We start from the raw sequence: 21,456 nt of genomic DNA, 5'->3' as shown, positions 1-21,456 counted from the left end.
ACCCGGGCGCTCGGGTAAGCGGGGGCGGTGTCTAATGGCCCCCATGTGTCAATTGCTAGGGATGAACTGCAACACGCCGACCGACGTGACCTTCAGCTTCACGGGGTTCGCGCAGCGCGGTGGCCGCACCGACCACCACGCCGATGGCTGGGGCATCGCCTTCTTCGAGGACCGCGGCCTGCGCCATTTCGTCGACCACCAGCCGGCCTGCGAGTCGCCGGTGGCCGAGCTGATCCGGCGCTACCCGATCCAGAGCCGCAACGTCATCGCCCACATCCGCAAGGCCACCCAGGGCGAGGTCAACCTGCAGAACTGCCACCCCTTCGTGCGCGAGCTGTGGGGCCGCTACTGGGTGTTCGCGCACAACGGGGACCTGAAGGACTTCCGCCCGCGGCTGCACGGCAACTTCCACCCGGTGGGCAACACCGACAGCGAGCACGCCTTCTGCTGGCTGATGCAGGAGCTCGCGAAGTCGCATGCGGGCGTGCCGAGCGTCGAGGAGCTCACGCTGACCTTGCGCGAACTCGCGCCCCAGCTCGCGCGGCATGGCACCTTCAACTTCATGCTCTCGAACGGGCAGGCGCTGTGGGCCCATGCCTCCACCCACCTCTGGTACGTCGAGCGGCGCCATCCCTTCGTGACCGCGCAGCTGTCGGACGAGGACCTCGAGATCGACTTCGCCCAGCACACCACGCCCAACGACCGCGTCGCGGTGGTGGTGACCGCGCCGCTGACCACCAACGAGGAATGGACCGCGTTCGAGCCGGGCGAGCTGCACGTGTTCGTGGACGGGCGGCGCTCGGGGCGCTGAGGGGGCGGCGGCCCGGCGCGGCCGCTGCGGCAACGCCCGATTCGGTCAGGCAATGGCCCTGCCGATGAAACGTTTTTTCTGACACATTTTTGCAACACTGCAAGAAAGTATCGGAATCCATTAGGAGTGCGTTAACAATAACGGTTCTCATTTGCGTGAAAACGAACCGTCCATGTCCGCCTCCTCCGCCCTTCTCCGCGCCAGCCTCCGCCCGACCGTCGCCGCGACGCTGCTCGCCCTCCATGCCCTGACGGCCTCGGCGCAGAGCGCCGCGCCGGCACCGGCTGCCGCAACCGCTCCCACCGCCCCCGGCGCCGCGCTGGGCACCATCACCGTCGAAGCCAGTGCCGATGCCTCGGCCGAAGGCCTGGCCAAGCCCTACGCCGGCGGCCAGGTGGCGCGCGGCGGCCGCGCCGGCATCCTGGGCACCCGGGACATGATGGAAACGCCGTTCTCGAGCAACAACTACACCAACGAGCTGATCCAGAACCAGCAGGCCCGCAGCGTGGCCGACGTGCTGCAGAACGATCCCTCGGTGCGCGTGGCGCGCGGCTTCGGCAACTTCCAGGAGTCCTATTTCATCCGCGGCTTCATCGTCAATTCCGACGACATCGCCTACAACGGCCTGTACGGCCTGCTGCCGCGGCAGTACATCGCCTCCGAGCTGTTCGAGCGCGTGGAAGTGTTCCGCGGCGCGAGCGCCTTCCTCAACGGCGCGGCGCCCACGGGCGGCGGCATCGGCGGCACCATCAACCTGCTGCCCAAGCGCGCGCCGAACGAAGCGCTCACGCAGTTCACGCTCGGCACCGCGAGCGGCTCGCAGTCCTATGCCGCGACCGACATCGCGCGCCGCTTCGGTCCCGACGACAGCGTGGGCGTGCGCGTGAATGCCGTCCACCGCGACGGCGGCACGGCGGTGAACGGCGAAGGCGTCAAGCTCGACGCGCTGGCGGTCGGCCTCGACTGGCGCAGCCGCGACGCGCGCATCTCGGCCGACATCGGCCACCAGGAGCACCGCCTGCGCAACACGCGCCCCAACGTCACGCTCGGCAGCGCCGTCACCGTGGTGCCCAAGGCGCCCGACAACGACACCAACTTCGCCCAGCCCTGGACCTATTCCTACGAGCGCGACACCTTCGGCTCGGTGCGCGGCGAATACGACATCACGCCGAACATCACGGCCTGGGCCGCGGCCGGCGCGCGCAGCAGCTACGAGAACAACTCGCTCGCGGGCCCGACGGTGTCCAACGGCCTGACCGGCGCCTTCACCACCAGCCGCTTCGACAACACGCGCGAGGACAAGGTCAAGACCGCCGAGCTCGGCATCCGCGGCAAGGCGCGCACCGGCAGCGTGGGCCACGAATGGGTGCTGGGCTACTCCTACTTCGACCTCGACAAGAAGAACGCCTACGGCCTGGGCCTGGGCACCGGCGGCACGCTCGCCAGCAACATCTACTATCCGCGCGGCTACCTGCCCACGCAGCTCACCTACCTGGGCAACAACCTCGCGAGCCCGCGCCTGAACGGCACCATCACGCTCAAGAGCGTGGCGATCGGCGACACGATGTCCTTCCTGGACGACCGCCTGCTCGTCACGCTCGGCGTGCGCCGCCAGTCGATCGAGACCAGCGACATCAGCTACCAGATCGTGAGCGGCGGCAAGCTGACCTCGGCCGGCGGCACCGTCACCTCGTACGACCAGAGCCGCACCAGCCCGGTGGCCGGCATCGTGTTCAAGGCGCGCGAGGACCTGTCGGTCTACGCGAACTACATCGAGGGCCTGTCGCCCGGCGAGAGCGCCCCCGCGCAATCGAACGGCCAGCCGGTGCTCAACGCCGGCCAGTCGCTGCGTCCCTACGTGTCGAAGCAGAAGGAAATCGGCGTCAAGTACGACGCCGGCCGCATCGGCGGCAGCCTGGCACTGTTCAGCACCGCCAAGCCGCGCGCCTTCGTGGCCAATGGCTCGTTCCAGGCCGGCGGCGAGGACCGCCACCGCGGTGTCGAGCTCAACGTCTTCGGCGAGGCGACCAAGGGCCTGCGCGTGCTCGGCGGCGTGACCTGGCTCGACGCCAAGCAGAAGGAAACGGGCAGCCTCACCACCGATGGCAAGCGCGTGATCGGCGTGCCGAAGGCGCAAGGCAGCATCGGCGTCGAATGGGACGTGCCGGGCGTGCAGGGCCTGTCGCTCAACGGCCGCGTCGTGACCAGCGGCTCGAGCTACGCGGATGCGATCAACACCCTGCGCGTGCCCGGCTGGACGCGCCTGGACGTGGGTGCGCGCTACATCACCGAAGTCGGCAACGGCAAGCTGCTGACCCTGCGCGCGCGCATCGAGAACGTGGCCGACCGCAACTACTGGGCCTCGGTGGGCGGCTATCCGGGCTCGGGCTACCTGGTGCTGAGCAACCCGCGCACCTTCAGCCTGTCGGCCACGGTCGACTTCTGATCGGCGATCCCGGCTTCCTCGGGATCAAAAAAAGGCGCCCGGGGCGAAGATCGCCCCGGGCGCCTTTTTCATGGCCCTCAGGCCGCCTGCTTCAGATGCGCCTCCAGCGCATCGACGAACATCGCCGGCACGTCGAACCCGGTCTGCTCGGTGATCTCCTGGAAGCAGGTCGGGCTGGTCACGTTGATCTCGGTCACCGAGTCGCCGATCACGTCGAGGCCGATCAGCAGCAGCCCGCGCGGCGCGAGCGCGCGGCCCACGATCTCGGCGATCTCGCGGTTGCGCGGCGTGAGCGGCTGGGCCACGCCCTTGCCGCCGGCCGCGAGGTTGCCGCGCACCTCGGTGCCCTGCGGGATGCGCGCCAGCACGAAGGGCGCGGGCTCGCCCGCGATGATCAGGATGCGCTTGTCGCCCTCGACCACGTCGGGCACGAAGCGCTGCACCATGATGGTCTCGGCGCCGTCCTTGTTGAGCGTCTCGACGATCGAGCCGAGGTTCAGCGCGTCCTGCTTCACGCGGAAGATGCCCATGCCGCCCATGCCGTCGAGCGGCTTCAGGATGATGTCGCCGTGCTGCGCATGGAAGTCGCGCACCGCCTGCGCGCTGCGCGTGACCAGCGTGGGCGCGGTGAACTGCGGAAACTCCATGATCGCGAGCTTCTCGGGATGGTCGCGCAGCGCGCGCGGCTTGTTCACCACGCGCGCGCCCTCGCGCTCGGCCTGCTCGAGCAGGTGGGTGGCGTAGATGTACTCGGCGTCGAAGGGCGGGTCCTTGCGCATCAGCACGGCGTCGAAATCGGCCAGCGCCTTGGTCTCGACGATGTCGACGGCGTACCAGTCCTTCGGGTCGCCGGTCAGCGTGACCTGGCGCACCGTGGCCGTGACCTTGCCGCCCGACACCCACTGCAGGTCCTGCGGCAGGCAGGCCGCGATGCGGTGGCCGCGGCGCTGGGCCTCGCGCATCATCGAGAAGGTGGTGTCCTTGTAGATCTTGAAGTGATCGAGCGGGTCGGCCACGAAGAGGATGTTTTTCATCAGGAGGTCTTTCCGGCGCCCGGCGGGGCCGCCATGTTGCTGCTGTCGGTCGCGATGTTGCCGGAAGCGGCGAGGCCCTGGCCGGCCGGGGCTTTTGGCGGGCCCGGCCGGTTGCCCAGCCGCTGCACCGCGAGCGCGAACGCGCCCGCCACCACGCCCCAGAAGGCCGAGCCGATGCCGGCGATGGTCACGCCCGAGAGCGTGACCAGGAAGGTGATCAGCGCGGCCTCGCGGTGCGGCTCGTCGCGCACCGCGGCCGCCAGCCCGCCGCCGATGGTGCCGAGCAGCGCGAGCCCCGCGATGGCCGCGACCAGCTCCTTCGGAAAGGCCGTGAGCAGCCCGGTCACGGCCGCGCCGAACAGGCCGATCACGACGTAGATCGCGCCGCAGCTCACGGCCGCGGTGTAGCGCCGCGCCGGGTCCTCGTGCGCTTCGCGGCCCATGCAGATCGCGGCGGTGATGGCGCTGAGGTTGAGCGCGAAGGCGCCGAAGGGCGCGAGCACCAGCGTGGTCAGGCCGCTGATCGTGATGAGCTTGCTGACCGGCAGCTCGCCGTACCCGGCGGCGCGGATCGCCGCCACCCCCGGCAGGTTCTGCGAGGCCATGGTGACGACGAACAGCGGCAGCGCCAAGCTCACGATCGCCTGCCAGTGGAACACCGGCATGACGAACACCGGCCAGGTCAGCGAGAAATGCACCGCCGACCAGGCGAGCTCGCCGCGCGCGGCCGCGAAGGCGATCGCCACCAGCAGCGTGAGCGGCACCGCGTAGCGCGGCAGCCAGCGCTTGCCCACGAGGTAGGTGGCCAGCATCAGCAGCACCAGGGGCAGCGCGGTCTGCGCCGCGGTGAAGGCCGCGAGGCCGAAGCGCGCGAGCACGCCGGCCAGCAGCGCCGAGGCGATGGCCATCGGGATGCGGTTCATCACGCGCTCGAACCAGCCGGTGGCGCCGGCCAGCACGATCAGCAGCGCGCAGACGACGAAGGCGCCGACCGCCTCGCCCATGCCATGGCCCGCGCCGGCCACCGCCAGCACCGCGGCGCCGGGCGTGCTCCAGGCGATCATCACGGGCTTGCGCCACCACAGCGAGGGCAGCACCGAGGCCAGCCCCATGCCGATGCCCAGCGCCCACATCCACGAGGCCACCATCTCGGGCGTGGCGCCGAAGGCCTGCGCGGCCTGGAACACGATGGCCACCGAACTCGTGAAACCGACGAGCACGGCGACGAAGCCGGCGGTGAAGGCGGAAAGGCTCAGGTCCTTGAAGAAACGCATCGCGCGATTGTGCCGGGCCGCCCGCGCCGGCTCGCCCTGGCCGAACGATGGTCAACAATTCTCGATCGATATGTCGACCATCGGGCACGAGGCTTGCAGGCGGCCTGGGCATGACGACACGCTGGCCCGAACTGCTGCCCTCGCACGACCGCTTCGACTACCGGCCGATCACGCGCCGGCCCGACTACCGCTGGCCCAACGGCGCGCGGCTCGCGGTCTACCTCGGCTTCAACCTCGAGCACTTCGCCTTCGGCGACGGGCTGGGCGCCTGCCTCGGCCCGGCCTCGCCGCAGCCCGACGTGCTCAACCACGGCTGGCGCGAGTACGGCAACCGCGTGGGCGCCTGGCGCTGCCTCGAGCTGTTCGACGCGCTCGCGCTGCCAACGGGCGCGCTGGTCAACACGGCCCTGTACGACCACTGCCCGGAACTGGTGCAGGCGGTGGTGGCGCGCGGCGACGAGCTGATCGGCCATGGCCACAGCAATGCCGAGCGCCAGGGCGCGCTCGGCGAAGACCACGAACGCGCGCTGCTGGTGCGCTGCCGCGAACGCATGGCGCGCGAGAGCGGGCAGGCGCCCGCGGGCTGGCTGTCGCCGTGGATCTCCGAGAGCCCGCTGACGCCCGACCTGCTGGCCGAGACCGGCTACGGCTACACGCTCAACTGGTGCCACGACGACCAGCCGGTGCGCATGCGCACGCGCGGCGGTGGCGCGATCTGGTCGGTGCCCTATCCGCAGGAGCTCAACGACATCCCGATGATCGTGGGCCGGCTGATGGACGCGAAGGACTTCTGCGCGATGGTGCGCGACAACTTCGAGGAGATGCTGCTGCAGTCGCGCGCCCAGCCGCTGGTGATGGGCCTCGCGCTGCATCCCTACATCGTGGGCCAGCCCTACCGGCTGCGCCATCTGCGCGGCGTGCTGACGCAGCTGGCGCTCGCGCGCGACCGCGGCGAGATCTGGTTCACCACGCCCGGCGCGATCGCCGCGCACATGGCACGGCTCGCGCAGGAGCGGCCGGACGACTTCCGCTGAGGCGCGCGGGCCGGCCTCAGATCTCGATCTTCGAGCCCAGCTCCACCACCGCGTTGTTCGGCAGCCCCAGGAAGGCGGCCGCGCCGCTCGCGTTGTGGTGCATCTGCGCGAACAGCTTCTCGCGCCAGGGCGCCATGCCGCTGCCCAGCGTGGGGATCACGACGTCGCGCGAGAGGAAGTAGCTGGTCAGCATCGGCTCGAGCTGGCAGCCGCGCAGGCGCGCGTTGTCGAGCGCGCGCGGCAGGTCGATGTCGTTCTTGAAGCCGTAGTGCACGATCACCTGCCAGCAATGGCGGCCCAGCGGCTCGATCTCGATGCGCTTGTCCATCGGGATCCACGGCACCTCGTGGTTGCGCACGGTGACGAACAGGTTCTGCTCGTGCAGCACCTTGTTGTGCTTGAGGTTGTGCAGCAGCGCATTGGGCACCACGCCGGGCTCGGCCGTGAGGAACACGGCGGTGCCGTCCACGCGCACCGGCGGGTTCTCGAACACCGAATCGAGGAAGGCCTTCAGCTCGATCGCATCGGAGCGCTGCACCTCGCCCATGAGGCGGCGCCCTTCCTTCCAGGTGATCATGAGCACGAACACCGCGCCGCCGATCACCAGCGGGAACCAGCCGCCCTCGGGCAGCTTGAGCAGGTTCGACGCGAAGAACATGAAGTCGATGAAGAAGAAGGCCGCGGTCGAGGCGATGCACAGCGCCAGCGGCAGCTTCCAGGCGTAGCGGATCACGAAGAAGGTCAGCACCGTGGTGATCAGCATGTCGGTGGTCACGGCGATGCCGTAGGCCGCGGCCAGGCTGCTCGAGGAGCGGAACATGACCACCGCCAGCACGATCGCCACGAACAGGCCCCAGTTGACCAGCGGGATGTAGATCTGGCCGGCCGTGCGCACGCTGGTGTGCTCGATGTTCAGGCGCGGCAGGTAGCCGAGCTGGATCACCTGGCGCGTGACGCTGAAGGCGCCGGTGATCAGGGCCTGCGAGGCGATCACCGTGGAGGCGGTGGCCAGCAGCACCAGCGGAATCAGCGCCCACTCGGGCGCCATCATGAAGAACGGGTTCTTCACCGCCTCGGGGTTGGCCAGGAGCAGCGCGCCCTGGCCGAAGTAGTTGAGGATCAGCGCCGGCATCACCACGGTGAACCAGGCGATGCGGATCGGCGCCTTGCCGAAGTGGCCGAGGTCGGCGTACAGCGCCTCGGCGCCGGTCACGCACAGCACGATGGCGCCCAGCAGGATGAAGCTGGTGCCGGGGTTGTCCCAGATGAACTTGAGTGCGTAGAACGGGCTCAGGGCCTTCAGGATCTCGGGGTGATCGACGATGTGCCACACGCCGAGCACCGCCAGCGCCAGGAACCACACCACCGTGATCGGCCCGAAGAAGCGGCCGATGCCCGCGGTGCCGTGCTTCTGCACCGCGAACAGGCAGAACAGCACCACCAGGGTGATCGGGATCACGTAGTGCTTGAAGTGCGGCGACACCACCTCCAGGCCCTCGACCGCCGACAGCACCGAGATCGCCGGCGTGATGACCCCGTCGCCGTAGAACAGCGAGGTGCCGAAGATGCCGATCACCAGCAGCAGGTGGCGCAGCCGCGGCTTGTCGGCCACGGCGCGCGAGGCCAGCGCCAGCATCGCGACCAGGCCGCCCTCGCCCTCGTTGTCGGCACGCAGCACGAGCACCACGTACTTGAGCGAGACGATGGTGGTGAGCGTCCAGACGAACATCGAGAGGATGCCGTAGACGTTCTCGACGGTGAAGGGAACGTGGCCGTGGCCGAAGACTTCCTTGACGGCATACAGCACGCTGGTGCCGATGTCGCCATAGACGACGCCGATGGCGCCGACGATCAGGCCGGCGGAGAGGGATTTGGGGGCTGACACGAGGTCGATGGGAAAAGGGCCGGCGGCTCGCGATGACGACGCATCAGGTATGCCAGGGGGCGCGCATCGGCGGACGGTGGCATCCGCCGCGCCTCGATCCTCGCCCTCGCCGCCCTTTGATTTCCGTTGCTGTGGGGCCGCTATTCTGCCGTCACCCGCGCGGGCCGCAAACACGGCGCGCGGTGGGGGTCATTCGTAGACTTCGGCGTCCGGGTCGGTGGCTTCCATCTCGTAGCTGGCGGCGACCATCGCGAGCCGGCCGACCACGCCGTACATGTAGAAGCGGTTGGGCGCGCTGGCGCCGGGCTTGGCACCGGGCTGCGGCAGGTGCGCGCTTTCGGAGAAGGCCAGCGGCACGAAGCTCGCGCCGGGCAGCTTGAGGTTCTCGTCGGGCGCGCTGTCGGCATGCACGCGGTAGAAGCCGCCGACCACGTAGCGGTCCATCATGTAGACCACGGGCTCGGCCACGCCGTTGTGCACGCGCTCGTTGGTCAGCACGCCTTCCTGCACGATGATCTCGCCGGGCTCGCGCGCACCGGCCGGCCGGGCCGCCGCGGCGCGCACCTTGCCCGCCAGGCCCTCGACCTCCTTGGCATCGCGCACCGTCAGCACGCGCGGGCCCTCGGCGCCGCTCTGGCCCTTGACCACCACGAAGGGCTTCTCGTTGATGCCGTATTCCTTGTACTTGCGGCGCACCTTGGTCAGCACCGCGTCGACGTGGCTGGTCAGCACGTCGAGGCCGCGGCCCTCGGCCAGGTCGACGCCGTCGGCGCGCGCGTAGATCGGGTTGATGAGCCAGGGATCGATGCCCAGCAGCTTGCCGAAGCGCTTGGACAGTTCCTCGTAGCTGTGCAGGTGGTTGCTCTTGCGGCGCACCGACCAGCCCGCGTGCAGCGGCGGCAGCAGGTACTGCTCGTGCAGGTCCTCGAGGATGCCCGGCGTGCCCGCCGAGAGCGAGTTGTTCAGCAGGATGGTGCAGGGATCGAAGTTCTTCAGGCCCAGGCGGCGCTTGGTGCGCACCACCGGCTCGAGCGTGACGGTGTCGCCGTGCGGCAGCTCGATCTTCTTGGGCGACTTGATCGCCGGATCGATCGAGCCCACGCGCACGTTGAGCCCGGCCATGTGGAAGATCCGCACCATCTGCGCCACGTTGGCCAGGTAGAAGGTGCTGTTCTTGGCGTTGTTCTCGGGAATCACCAGCAGGTTGCGCGCCTCGGGACAGATCTTCTCGATCGCGGCCTGCGCGGCCTGCACCGCCAGCGGCAGCATTTCCTTGGTGAGGTTGTTCCAGCCGCCGGGGAAGAGGTTGGTGTCGACCGGCGCCAGCTTGAAGCCCGCGTTGCGGATGTCGACCGCGCTGTAGAACGGCGGCGTGTGCTCCATCCATTCGAGCCGGAACCAGCGCTCGATGGCGGGCATCGAGTCGAGCACCCGCTGCTCCAGTTCGTTGATCGGGCCGGTCAGGGCTGTGACGAGATGCGGAACCATGCGGCGGCCTTCTTTGTTTTCTACTTAAAGGTATGCGGGATTCTAGGATTTGGGGACGAGCCCCCCGATGACAAGCACCATGGCCTACGTGGAATCCACACGCGCCGCGCGCCTTCGAGGCGCAAGAAAGACCTGGCACACGGGGGCATGCCAGGCCCGCCCCCTCAGGTCCGGACTTCGCCCTGCCCCAGCACCACGTACTTGAGCGAGGTCAGCCCTTCGATGCCCACCGGTCCGCGGGCGTGGAACTTGTCGGTGCTGATGCCGATTTCGGCGCCCAGGCCGAACTCGAAACCGTCGGCGAAGCGTGTGCTCGCATTGACCATGACGCTGGCCGAATCGACCTCGCGCAGGAAACGCTGGGCATTCACGTGGTCGCGCGTGACGATCGCGTCGGTATGGTGGCTCGAGTAGTGGTTGATGTGCGCGATGGCCTCCTCGAGGCCCGCCACCACCTTGATGCTGATCACCGCGGCCAGGTATTCCTCGGACCAGTCCGATTCGACCGCGTCGACCACCTTTGCTCCCGGATCGATAGCACCATCGGCGCGCAGGATCTGGGCTGCGGCCGGATCGCAGCGCATCTCGACGCCCTTGGCGGCGAAGACGGCGCCGATCTTCGGCAGGAAGTCCTCGGCCACCGAGGCCGCCACCAGCAGGCCTTCGGCCGCGTTGCAGGGGCTGTACTTCTGGGTCTTGGCGTTGTCGACGATGCGCAGCGCCATGCCGAACTCGGCCGTGTCGTCGACGTAGACGTGGCAGTTGCCGTCCAGGTGCTTGATGACCGGCACCTTGGCGTCGCGGCTGATGCGCTCGATCAGGCCCTTGCCGCCGCGCGGAATGATCACGTCGACGAACTGCGGCATCGCGATCAGCTGGCCGACGGCCTCGCGGTCGGTGGTCTGCACCAGCTGCACCGCCTCGACCGGCAGGCCGGCCTCGGCCAGCGCCTCGGACACCAGCAGGGCCAGCGCCTTGTTCGATTCGATGGCCTCCGAGCCGCCGCGCAGGATGGCGGCGTTGCCCGACTTGATCGCCAGGCTCGCGGCCTCGATGGTCACGTTGGGGCGGCTCTCGTAGATCATGCCGAAGACGCCGATCGGCACGCGCATCTGGCCGACGCGGATGCCGCTGGGCTGCTGCTTCATGCCGATGATCTCGCCGATCACGTCGGCCATGCCCGCGAGCTGCTCGCAGCCGAGGGCGACGGTCTCGATCACCTTGGGCCCGAGCTTCAGGCGATCGACCATCGGGGCCGACAGGCCGGCGGCCGTGGCGCGCTCGAGGTCCTTCTGGTTGGCCGTGGCCAGCACCGCGCCGGCTTCGCGCAAGCGCCGGGCCAGCGCCTTCAACGCTACGTTTTTGGTAGCTGCATCCGCTCGCGCCATGAGGGCGGCGGCCGTTTTTGCCTGCAGACCCAGGGTCTGCATGTGTTCACTGACATTGAACGCGTTCATGGCCGGCATTTTCCCACGCCAACCCTGCGGGCGGCTGACGCCGGGAATTCAGGCGCGGCGCGGTGCCGCGGCGCCACCGTTGCCGCAGGCCCGGCACAGCATCAGCGCCAGCCGCTGCAGCGCCTGCCAGCCGCTGGCCGGCCAGTCGGGCTGCTTCAGGCCCTTGACGATGCCGTCGACCAGGTGCGCCGCGCGCAGCAGCCGCGCCAGCATGCGGTCGTCCAGCCGCGGCAGCACGCGCTCGAAGGCGCGCTCGCGCGGGCCCCAGATGCGGTTCTCGCGCAGCGCCATCGGCAGCGGCCGGCCCGCGGCCATGGCGTCCTTCACGCGCTTGAGCGCGCGGATGTCCTCGGCCAGCGTGTAATGCACCAGCACCTCGGCCTCGCCCTCGGCCTGCAGGCCGTCGAGCATGCGCGCCACGCGCTGCGGATTGCCGCCGAGCACGGCCTCGGACAGCTTGAAGACGTCGTAGCGCGCGACGTTGTTGACCGCGCCCTCGACCTCTTCCCAGCCGAGCTCGCCGCCCGGATGCAGCAGCGCGAGCTTCTGGATCTCCTGGTGCGCCGCGAGCAGGTTGCCCTCGACGCGGTCGGCGAAGAACTGCAGCGTGCGCTGGCCCTCGTCGCCGGGCTTCACGCGCTGGCCCTGCAGCGCGAGGCGCTGCGCGATCCACTGCGGCAGCGCGGCGCGCTCGATCGGGTCGACCTGGATGCTGGCGCCGTTGTTCTCGAGCGCCGAGAACCAGGCGCCGGTGCGCGTGGCCTTGTCCAGCCGCGGCAGCATCACCAGCGTGAGCGTGCTGTCGTTGGCGGCCGCGCCCCCGGCGATCTGCTGCAGCGCGGCACTGCCGTCCTTGCCGGGCTTGCCCGAGGGGATGCGGATCTCGACCATCTGCTTGTCGGCGAACAGCGAGAGCGATCCCCCGGCCGCGAGCACCGCGCTCCAGTCGAAGTGCGCGCCGGCCACGGTGTACGAGCTGCGCTCGGTGTAGCCCTGCGCGCGCGCCGCCGCGCGGATGGCGTCGGCCGCCTCCTGCGCGAGCAGCGGCTCGTCGCCGTGGATCGTGTAGAGCGGCTTCAGCCCCTTCTGCAGGTGGGCCGAAAGCTGGGCGCTGGCAAGCTGCATCGCGTCAGCGGCCGGTCACAGCGTCTTCACCGCCCCGAGGCGGCGCACCAGCTGCTGCGCGATGTCGACCTGCATGTCGCGGAACAGCAGGTCGGCCTCGCCTTCCTTGGCCAGCGCATTGGTCTCGTTGAAGGTCAGGTCGCGCGTCTGCATGAGCTCGGTGGCCGCCAGCAGGTCCTTGCCGCCCTGCGCATGCAGCCGGAAGCGCACCTTGAGCACGAGCTGGATCTCGCGCAGCAGGCCGACCGAGTTGGTCGACACCACCAGCCGCTCGCGGTCCTCGCCGAGGATGTCGAGCACCGCCTCGGCGCTCTTGTCGTCGCCCGGCAGCAAGGTCACCGTGCCCGCCGCGCGCAGGTTGCGGCGGATCTGGTTGACCAGCGCCGAGTTGCCCGAGACCGCGATCGACTTGAAGGCGAAGACCGGCGGCTTGCGCAGCTCGAAGCCGCAACCGGTCAGGCCCAGCGAGGCGCCGCCGGCCGCCAGGCCCAGGAGGAAGCCGCGGCGCGGCAGCGAGACAGTGCGGATGTTCATGCTTGGCTTGTTCAAATGACCACGTTGACCAGGCGGCCCGGCACCACGATCACGCGCTTGGCGCTCGCGCCCGGCGCGAAGGTGGTGAAGTCCTCGCAGGCCAGCGCGAGCTTCTCGATCTCGTCCTTGGAGGCGCCGGCCGGCACCAGCAGCTTGCCGCGCAGCTTGCCGTTGACCTGCAGCATCAGCTCGATCTCGTCCTGCGCCAGCGCATCGACGTCGACCGTGGGCCAGGGCGCGTCGAGCAGGGCGCCGAGCGCCCGGTCGTAGCCGAGCTCGGTCCACAGCTGCTGGGCGATGTGCGGCGTGGCGGGATAGAGGCAGCGCAGCAGGATGCCGAAGCCTTCGTGCAGCGCGGCCGCGTCGCCCGCGCTGCCGTCGGACTTGAAGCCCTCGAGCGCGTTGAGCAGCTTCATCGCGCCCGACACCACGGTGTTGTATTGCATGCGCTGGTAGTCGTAGTCGACCTGGCGCAGCACGGTGTGCACCTCGCGGCGCAGCGCCTGGGCCGGCTTGCCGTAGGCCGGCTTGCTGCCCGCGGCGGCCGCGAGCCCCGACTGCGCCGCGCCGAAATTCCACACGCGGCGCAGGAAGCGGTAGCTGCCCTCGACGGCCGCGTCGTTCCACTCGAGCGTGGCTTCGGGCGGCGCCGTGAACATGGTGTACAGGCGCGCGGTGTCGGCGCCGTACTTCTCGATCAGGTCCTGCGGGTCGACGCCGTTGCGCTCGCTCTTGCCCATCTTGCCGACGCCGCCGTACTCGACCTTGGTGCCGTCGGCCGCGGTGCCGCCGACGATGCGGCCCTGCGCGTCGAGCTCGGGCGTGACTTCCGAGGGCGGGAAGTAGTCCTTGCCGCCCTTCTCGTTGCGCGCGTAGAAGATCTGGTTGAGCACCATGCCCTGGGTCAGCAGCTTGCTGAAGGGCTCGTCGGCCTTCACCAGGCCGAGGTCGCGCATCACCTTGGTCCAGAAGCGCGCGTACAGCAGGTGAAGAATGGCGTGCTCGATGCCGCCGATGTACTGGTCCATCGGCATCCAGTAGTCGGCGCCCTCGGCCACCATCGCCTGGTCGTTCTTCGGATCGCAGTAGCGCATGAAGTACCACGACGAATCGACGAAGGTGTCCATCGTGTCGGTCTCGCGCCGCGCGGCCTTGCCGCACACCGGGCACACCACGCCGGCATGGAAGCCTTCGTGCTTGTTCAGCGGATTGCCGGAACCGTCGGGCACGCAGTCGGTGGGCAGCACCACCGGCAGGTCCTTCTCGGGCACCGGCACCGCGCCATGCTCCTCGCAATGGATGATCGGGATCGGCGTGCCCCAGTAGCGCTGGCGGCTCACGCCCCAGTCGCGCAGGCGCCAGGTGGTCTGCAGCTCGCCCAGGCCCTTCTGGCCCAGCGCATGCGCCACTGCGGCCACGGCCTCCTTGTACGACATGCCGCTGAAGTTGTCGGAGTTGATGGTCACGCCGCGCTGCTTGTCGCCGTACCAGTCCTGCCACTTGTGATAGTCGAAATGCGGTTCGTCGTCGACCAGCACCACCTGGATGATCTCGATGCCGTACTTGTTGGCGAAGGCGAAGTCGCGCTCGTCGTGCGCGGGCACGCCCATCACGGCGCCGTCGCCGTAGCCGATCAGCACGTAGTTGCCGACCCACACCGGCACCTGCTCCTCGGTGATCGGGTGCGTCACGGTCAGGCCCGTGGGCACGCCCTTCTTCTCCTGCGTGGCGAGCTCGGCCTCGGTGGTGCCGCCGCTCTTGCATTCCTCGATAAAGGCCGCGACCTTGGGATCGAGCGTGGCGGCATGCGCGGCCAGCGGATGCTCGGGCGCGACGGCGCAGAAGGTCACGCCCATGATGGTGTCGGCGCGCGTGGTGAACACGTACATGCGGCCGTCCTGGATCGGCTGGCCGTCGGCGCCCTGGATGTCATGGGTGAAGGCGAAGCGCACGCCCTCGCTCTTGCCGATCCAGTTCTCCTGCATCAGCTTGACGCGCTCGGGCCAGCCCGGCAGCTTGTGCTGGGTGTGCTCGAGCAGTTCCTCGGCGTAGTCACTGATCTTCAGGTAGTAGCCCGGGATCTCGCGGCGCTCGACCGTGGCGCCGGTGCGCCAGCCCTTGCCGTCGATCACCTGCTCGTTGGCCAGCACGGTCTGGTCGACCGGGTCCCAGTTCACGACCTGGGTCTTGCGGTAGGCGATGCCCTTCTCGAGCATCTTCAGGAACAGCCACTGGTTCCACTTGTAGTAGCTCGGATCGCAGGTGGCGATCTCGCGGCTCCAGTCGATCGCCAGGCCCATGGCCTGGAGCTGGCCCTTCATGTAGGCGATGTTCTCGTAGGTCCACTTGGCCGGCGGCACGCCGTTCTTCAGCGCCGCGTTCTCGGCCGGCAGGCCGAAGGCGTCCCAGCCCATGGGCATCAGCACGTTGTAGCCGCTCATGCGCAGGTAGCGCGTGAGCATGTCGTTGATCGTGTAGTTGCGCACGTGGCCCATGTGCAGCTTGCCGCTGGGGTACGGCAGCATCGAGCAGGCGTAGTACTTCTTGCGGCTCGCGTCCTCGGTCACGCGGTAGGCATCGGCGGCGCTCCATTGCGCCTGGGCAGCGGACTCGACGTCGCTGGGTTTGTAGCTGGGGTTCATGACGGGGCTTCGGCAGGAGCCCGGCGCGGGGCGGCCGGGAAGGCGGATTATCGCGCCCCGGCCGCCGGGCTCCCGCCGGGCCGGGCCATTCAGCCGGCTTTGGGTGCCGGCCGCCGGTCGGGCGGCGGCGCGGGCGTCCATTCGTCGCCGTACAGCTCGGGCTCGGCATAGGCCTCGATGTTGGCGAAATGCCGCTCGAAGTCCTCGCGGTAGAACAACCCCGCGATGCCCGCGGCCAGCCGCTTGGCGCCGTCGCTGATGGCCGGGATGTCGCCCGAGACCGTGCCGTGCGAGAGCGCGGCCGGATAGCAGAAGCAGTGGATGCGCGCCAGCCCCGGGCACGCGTCCGCCACCCGTTCCTTGAACTCGAACACCGGGCCCAGGTCGGGCGAATCGGCCAACTCCTGGTCCTCCTCGCCGGGCGCGGGTACGAAGCGCTCCTTCCAGGTCCGCACATGGGGCGCGATGGCGGCGAACTCGGGGCGCGCGGCCCAGTCGACCTTGAAGCCGGTCGAGACGATCAGGAAGTCGAACTCGAAATTCGCGCGCGGCGTCGCCACGCGGATCGCGCCGTCGCCGGCCAGCGCCACCGCCTCGACCGGGCAGCCGAAGTTGAAGAAGGCGTTGGCGAAGTGCGACACGCGCAGGGTGCTGCCGTGCGGCGGCGGCACGTTGAGCCGGTTGATGTAGTGGCGCACGCGCCACTTGTGCGCGTCGGGCAGGTCGTAGTGCCCCTGGGTCAGGCCCGGCACGCCGGCGCCCTTGCCCTTGTTGACGCGCGGCAGGTCGAGGCGGCGGATCAGCAGCTCGACGCTGTGGGCGCCGGCCTCCAGCGCGGTGGCGGCGCTGTCCATGGCCGAGGAGCCCGCGCCGATCACGCCCAAGCGCAGCCCGGCGAGCCGGCCGTAGTCCATGGCGTCGGACGAATGCGCCCAGCGCTCGCGCGGCAGGCGGCCCACGAAATCCGGCACCGCCGGGCCGCCGAGGCCGTCGCGCCCGGTGGCCAGCACCACGCGGCGCGCGAACACGCGCCGCGCGCCGGCCGGCGTGCGCAGGTCCAGCCGCACCAGCGCGCCGCCGGCCTCGGGCACGATCGCCGTGACCGCGCAGTCGTTGCGCACCTCGAGCGCCATCACGCGCCGGTACCAGCGCAGGTAGTCCATCCATTGCAGCCGCGGGATCTTGTCGAGCGCGGCCCAGGCGGCGCTGCCGTGCTGCGCCTCGAACCAGGCGCGGAAGCTCAGCGCCGCGAGCCCCAGCGCCGGGCCGGTGAGTTCCTTCGGCGAGCGCAGCGTCTCCATGCGTGCGGTGGTGGCCCAGGGCCCTTCGAAACCCTCGGGCGCGCGATCGAACACCACGGCACGGATGCCCTGGTGGGCCAGCGCGGCCGCCGCGGCCAGCCCGGCCTGCCCGCCGCCGACGATGGCCACGTCGAGCACCGCCTCGCCCTCGTGTTCGCAGGGCGGCATCCAGGCGCGGGCGCGCCAGCCCAGGATGTCGAGGTCGCGCGCGAGCCGGCGCTCGAGCGCGGGCAGTCCTTCGGCATCGGAAGCGGGGGGCGGGGAACCCGCGGCGGCGTGGGGAGTCGTCTCTGTCATGGAGGGCGTGCAGTGTAGAGAGTCGCGGGGCGCGCACGAGCGTACCGCTGGCCCGGATTTCGCATGCCACAATGATTTCAGACCAAGGGACAGCATGGGCAGCAGCAGCAACGGCAGCAAGAGCGATGACTGGTGGCGCGGCGCGGTGATCTACCAGATCTATCCGCGCAGTTTCATGGACAGCAACGGCGATGGCATCGGCGACCTGCCCGGCATCACGGCGCGGCTGCCGCACGTGGCCTCGCTCGGGGTCGACGCGATCTGGGTCTCGCCCTTCTTCCGTTCGCCGATGAAGGACTTCGGCTACGACGTGGCCGACTACCGCGCGGTCGACCCGATGTTCGGCACCCTGGCCGACTTCGACGCCATGCTCGCGCGGGCGCACGAGCTGGGCCTGAAGCTCATCATCGACCAGGTGCTCTCGCACACCTCCGACCAGCACGCCTGGTTCGCCGAGAGCCGCGCGAGCCGCGACAACCCCAAGGCCGACTGGTACGTGTGGGCCGACCCCAAGCCCGACGGCACGCCGCCCAACAACTGGCTCTCGGTCTTCGGCGGGCCGGCCTGGCAATGGGATTCGCGCCGCCGCCAGTACTACCTGCACAGCTTCCTGGCCGAGCAGCCCGATCTCAACTTCCATTGCCCCGCGGTGCAGGACGCGCTGCTCGGCGAGGTCGGCTTCTGGTGCGAGCGCGGCGTCGACGGCTTCCGCTTCGACGCCTGCAACCACCAGTTCCACGATGCCCTGCTGCGCAGCAACCCGCCGGCCTCGGCGCAGTCGGTGGGCGAGGTCAGCACGGTGCGCGCCGACAACCCCTATGCGATGCAGCAGCACCTGTACGACAAGAGCCAGGGCGAGAACCTGCTGTTCCTCGAGCGGCTGCGCGCCCTGCTCGACCGCCACGGCGCGGTCGCGCTCGGCGAGGTCGGCGACGAGAACGCGCCGCCCGTGATGGCGCAGTACACCGCGCGCGACCGGCGCCTGCACCTGGCCTACAGCTTCAGCCTGCTGACCGCCGACCACACGGCGAAGCACCTGCGCCAGCAGGTCGAGGCGCTCGACCGCGCGCTCGCGGCCACCGGCGGCTGGGGCTGCTGGGCGGTGTCGAACCACGACGTGCCGCGCGTGGCCACGCGCTGGAGCGACGGCGGCGCGCCCGATGCGCGGCGCGACCGGCTGTGGCTCGCGCTGCTGCTGTCGCTGCGCGGCAGCGCCGGCATCTACCAGGGCGAGGAACTGGGCCTGCCCGAGGCCGAGGTGCCGTTCGAGCTGCTGCAGGACCCCTACGGCCGCGCCTTCTGGCCCGAGTTCAAGGGCCGCGACGGCTGCCGCACGCCGATGCCCTGGCGCGGCGACGATGCGCAGGGCGGCTTCACCATCGGCACGCCGTGGCTGCCGATGTCCCCAGCGCACCTGCCGCTGGCGGTCGATCGCCAGCAGGCCGATCCCGATTCGATGCTGGCCTTCAGCCGCTCGATGCTGCATTGGCGCCGCGCGCAGCCATTGCTGCACACGGCCGCCATCGCCTTCTTCGACGCGCCCGAACCGGTGCTGTGGTTCGAGCGGCGCGAGGGCGCGCGTTCACTGCAGGCCGTGTTCAACCTCGGCCCGGCGCCGATGTCGATCGTGCTGCGCGACGAGCTGCGGCCGCTGGTCGATGCACCGCTGGCCTCGAGCGCGACGCTCGGCGGCCCCGAAGGGCGCACGCTCGCGCTGGCGCCCTTCGGTGCCTTCTTCGGCGAGCCCGCCGCCCATCCCACCACCGATTGATTGGTCGCTCACGCCATGGCCCCGACGCAGTTGCCCGAAGCCGAAGTCCATGCGCTGATGCGCGCCGAGCACGGCAACCCCTTCGGCGTGCTCGGCCCGCACGAGACCTCGCGCGGCCTGGTGGTGCGTGCGCTGCTGCCCGGCGCGCAGGGCGTGACGGTGCTGCATGCGCGCACCGGCTGGCCGCTGGCCACGCTCGAGCGGCACGAGGGCTCCGACATCTTCGCGGGCCTGGTGCCCGCGGCCGAGGCGCGCATGGGCTACGCGTTCCAGGTCGACTGGGGCTCGCACGTCTCGCGCATCGACGACCCCTACCGCTTTCCCTTCGTGCTCGGCGACACCGACGTCTGGCTGCTGGCCGAGGGCACGCACCTGCGGCCCTGGGAGCGCCTGGGCGCGCACCTGCGCGAGATGGACGGCGTCAAGGGCGTGGCCTTCGCGGTCTGGGCGCCGAATGCGCGCCGCGTGTCGGTGGTCGGCGACTTCAACAACTGGGACGGCCGGCGCCACATGATGCGGCTGCGCCGCGAATGCGGCGTGTGGGAGGTCTTCGCGCCGCACGTGGCGGTGGGCGATGCCTACGAGTTCGAGATCCTGTCGGCGCAGGGCGAGCTGCTGCGCAAGGCCGACCCCTTCGCCTTCTCGTCGCGGCTGCGGCCCGACACCGCCTGCGTGGTGCGCCCGCTGCCGCCGGTCGCCACCATGCCCGCGGGCCGCGCCAAGGCCAACGGGCGCGACGCGCCGATCAGCATCTACGAGGTGCACCTGGGCTCGTGGCGGCGCAAGAACGGCCACGAATGGCTGGACTACATCGAGCTCGCCGACACCCTGGTGCCCTACGTGCGCGACCTCGGCTTCACGCACATCGAGCTGCTGCCCATCACCGAGCATCCGTTCGACGGCTCCTGGGGCTACCAGCCGATCGGCCTCTATGCGCCGACCTCGCGCTTCGGCACCCCGAGCGACTTCCGTTTCTTCGTGGCCGCGGCCCATGCGGCCGGGCTCGGCGTGATCCTCGACTGGGTGCCCGCGCACTTCCCGACCGACGCGCACGGCCTGGGCCGCTTCGACGGCACGGCGCTGTACGAGTACGCCGATCCGCGCGAGGGTTTCCACAACGACTGGAACACGCTGATCTTCAACTGGTCGCGCACGGAGGTGCGCAACTACCTCGTGGGCAACGCGCTGTACTGGCTCGAGCGCTACGGCATCGACGGCCTGCGCGTGGATGCCGTGGCCTCGATGCTCTACCGCGACTACAGCCGCGGGCCCGGCGAATGGGTGCCGAACGCGCAGGGCGGGCGCGAGAACCTCGAGGCGATCGAGTTCCTGCGCCGCATGAACCGCGTGGTGGGCACCGAGCGGCCCGGCGCGGTGACGATCGCCGAGGAATCGACCAGCTTCCCCGGCGTGACGCGCCCGCCCGAGGACGGCGGGCTGGGCTTCCACTACAAGTGGAACATGGGCTGGATGAACGACACCCTGGCCTACGCGGGCAAGGACCCGCTGTACCGGCCGCATCACCACCGCGAGATCACCTTCGGGCTGATGTACGCGCACAGCGAGAACTTCGTGCTGCCGTTCTCGCACGACGAGGTGGTGCACGGCAAGGGCTCGATGATCGCGCGCATGCCGGGCGACGAATGGCAGAAGTTCGCGGGGCTGCGCAACCTGTACGGCTACCTCTGGGCCTATCCGGGGAAGAAGCTGCTGTTCATGGGGTGCGAGTTCGCGCAGGTGGCGGAGTGGAACGCGGACCGCAGCCTCGACTGGCATCTGCTCGAGCATGCATCGCATCAAGGGGTTCGGCGGCTGGTGCGGGATCTCAACAACGTGTATCGGCACTATCCGGCGTTGCACGAGCTCGACCATGAAGGGGCGGGGTTCGAGTGGCTGGTGCATGACGATACGGCGCAGTCGGTGTTTGCCTTTGTTCGTCGGGGGCGGGATGGGGCGTTTGTCGTGGCGGTTTGCAACTTCACGCCTGTGGTTCGGCATGGGTATCGGGTGGGGGTGCCTTGTTCGGGGTCCTATCGGGAGATCATCAATACCGATGGGGTTGTTTATGGGGGGAGTGGGGTGGGGAATGGGGTGGTTGCCAGTGAGGCTTTGGCTTGGCATGGGAAAGTCGACTCGGTGGTTGTTGACTTGCCGCCCTTGGCTACGTTGATGTGGGTGTTGGTTTGAATTTGAGTTGTTTGCCTTGCGACGGACAGTTGGCCGGGTCTCGCCCCGGCGGGCGACTTACTTTCTTTGTCTCGCCAAAGAAAGTAAGCAAAGAAAGGCGACCCCGCTGTCTGTGTCCCTCCGCTTCGCTGCGGGCAACCTGCGGTGCTCGGAGAAAGCGGGGGTCCGCA

The 21,456-nt window shown here is 69.5% G+C and carries 13 protein-coding genes and 1 pseudogene; 5 read left to right on the top strand and 9 right to left on the bottom strand.

All coding sequences use genetic code 11. The annotated features are described in order from the left end of the window. Positions 1-43 precede the first annotated feature (43 nt). Both AC07RM_RS35910 and AC07RM_RS35905 read left to right on the top strand, forming a co-directional pair. Positions 44-811: a class II glutamine amidotransferase gene (locus AC07RM_RS35910; RefSeq protein ID WP_495337531.1), complete on the top strand. Its 768-nt coding sequence runs from the start codon at positions 44-46 to the stop codon at positions 809-811. Between the two features lie 172 nt (positions 812-983). Continuing rightward, complete coding sequence (locus tag AC07RM_RS35905) at positions 984-3,257, top strand: TonB-dependent receptor (protein ID WP_495337530.1); 2,274 nt, start codon at positions 984-986, stop codon at positions 3,255-3,257. A gap of 77 nt (positions 3,258-3,334) precedes the next feature. Here the strand turns inward: AC07RM_RS35905 and gshB are convergent, their stop codons facing one another. Then, positions 3,335-4,291, bottom strand: a complete 957-nt coding sequence (gene gshB / locus AC07RM_RS35900) for a glutathione synthase (protein WP_057593846.1) — start codon at positions 4,289-4,291, stop codon at positions 3,335-3,337. Further along, a pseudogene (locus tag AC07RM_RS35895) lies at positions 4,291-5,568 on the bottom strand (benzoate/H(+) symporter BenE family transporter); the annotation flags it as partial. The pseudogene AC07RM_RS35895 and the gene gshB, both read right to left, overlap by 1 nt. A 107-nt stretch (positions 5,569-5,675) precedes the next feature. Between AC07RM_RS35895 and AC07RM_RS35890 the strand changes: the two are divergent. Then, positions 5,676-6,599: a polysaccharide deacetylase family protein gene (locus AC07RM_RS35890; RefSeq protein ID WP_093350941.1), complete on the top strand. Its 924-nt coding sequence runs from the start codon at positions 5,676-5,678 to the stop codon at positions 6,597-6,599. 16 nt (positions 6,600-6,615) lie between these two features. On the opposite strand, the gene AC07RM_RS35885 is transcribed toward AC07RM_RS35890, so the two are convergent. The 7 genes from AC07RM_RS35885 to AC07RM_RS35855 form a co-directional block, all read right to left on the bottom strand. After that, entirely contained in the window at positions 6,616-8,484 is a 1,869-nt protein-coding gene (locus tag AC07RM_RS35885; protein WP_093350542.1) for a potassium transporter Kup, read from the bottom strand. 189 nt (positions 8,485-8,673) lie between these two features. Next, positions 8,674-9,972 (bottom strand): glutamate--cysteine ligase, encoded by a 1,299-nt coding sequence (gene gshA / locus AC07RM_RS35880; RefSeq protein ID WP_093350539.1) that lies wholly within the window; start codon positions 9,970-9,972, stop codon positions 8,674-8,676. A 164-nt stretch (positions 9,973-10,136) separates the two neighbouring features. Beyond that, entirely contained in the window at positions 10,137-11,429 is a 1,293-nt protein-coding gene (locus AC07RM_RS35875) for a glutamate-5-semialdehyde dehydrogenase (protein WP_495337529.1), read from the bottom strand. Positions 11,430-11,477: 48 nt separating this feature from the next. After that, positions 11,478-12,554 (bottom strand): DNA polymerase III subunit delta, encoded by a 1,077-nt coding sequence (gene holA / locus AC07RM_RS35870; RefSeq protein WP_495337528.1) that lies wholly within the window; start codon positions 12,552-12,554, stop codon positions 11,478-11,480. A 15-nt stretch (positions 12,555-12,569) separates the two neighbouring features. Beyond that, complete coding sequence (locus AC07RM_RS35865) at positions 12,570-13,088, bottom strand: LPS-assembly lipoprotein LptE (protein ID WP_495337527.1); 519 nt, start codon at positions 13,086-13,088, stop codon at positions 12,570-12,572. An 11-nt stretch (positions 13,089-13,099) separates the two neighbouring features. Beyond that, positions 13,100-15,730, bottom strand: a complete 2,631-nt coding sequence (gene leuS, locus AC07RM_RS35860) for a leucine--tRNA ligase (RefSeq protein WP_495337526.1) — start codon at positions 15,728-15,730, stop codon at positions 13,100-13,102. A gap of 89 nt (positions 15,731-15,819) precedes the next feature. Further along, positions 15,820-17,328: a SidA/IucD/PvdA family monooxygenase gene (locus AC07RM_RS35855; protein WP_495337525.1), complete on the bottom strand. Its 1,509-nt coding sequence runs from the start codon at positions 17,326-17,328 to the stop codon at positions 15,820-15,822. 94 nt (positions 17,329-17,422) lie between these two features. On the opposite strand from AC07RM_RS35855, the gene AC07RM_RS35850 reads away from it, so the two are divergent. Then, positions 17,423-19,099, top strand: a complete 1,677-nt coding sequence (locus AC07RM_RS35850) for an alpha-amylase family glycosyl hydrolase (RefSeq protein WP_495337524.1) — start codon at positions 17,423-17,425, stop codon at positions 19,097-19,099. 15 nt (positions 19,100-19,114) lie between these two features. Next, entirely contained in the window at positions 19,115-21,286 is a 2,172-nt protein-coding gene (gene glgB, locus AC07RM_RS35845; RefSeq protein WP_495337523.1) for a 1,4-alpha-glucan branching protein GlgB, read from the top strand. Positions 21,287-21,456: the final 170 nt, after the last annotated feature.

The sequence above is a fragment of the Variovorax sp. GW821-FHT09B05 genome (assembly GCF_059418265.1).
Note: the sequence above shows the minus strand (reverse complement) of the source record. Positions and strands in the feature narration are given on the sequence as shown.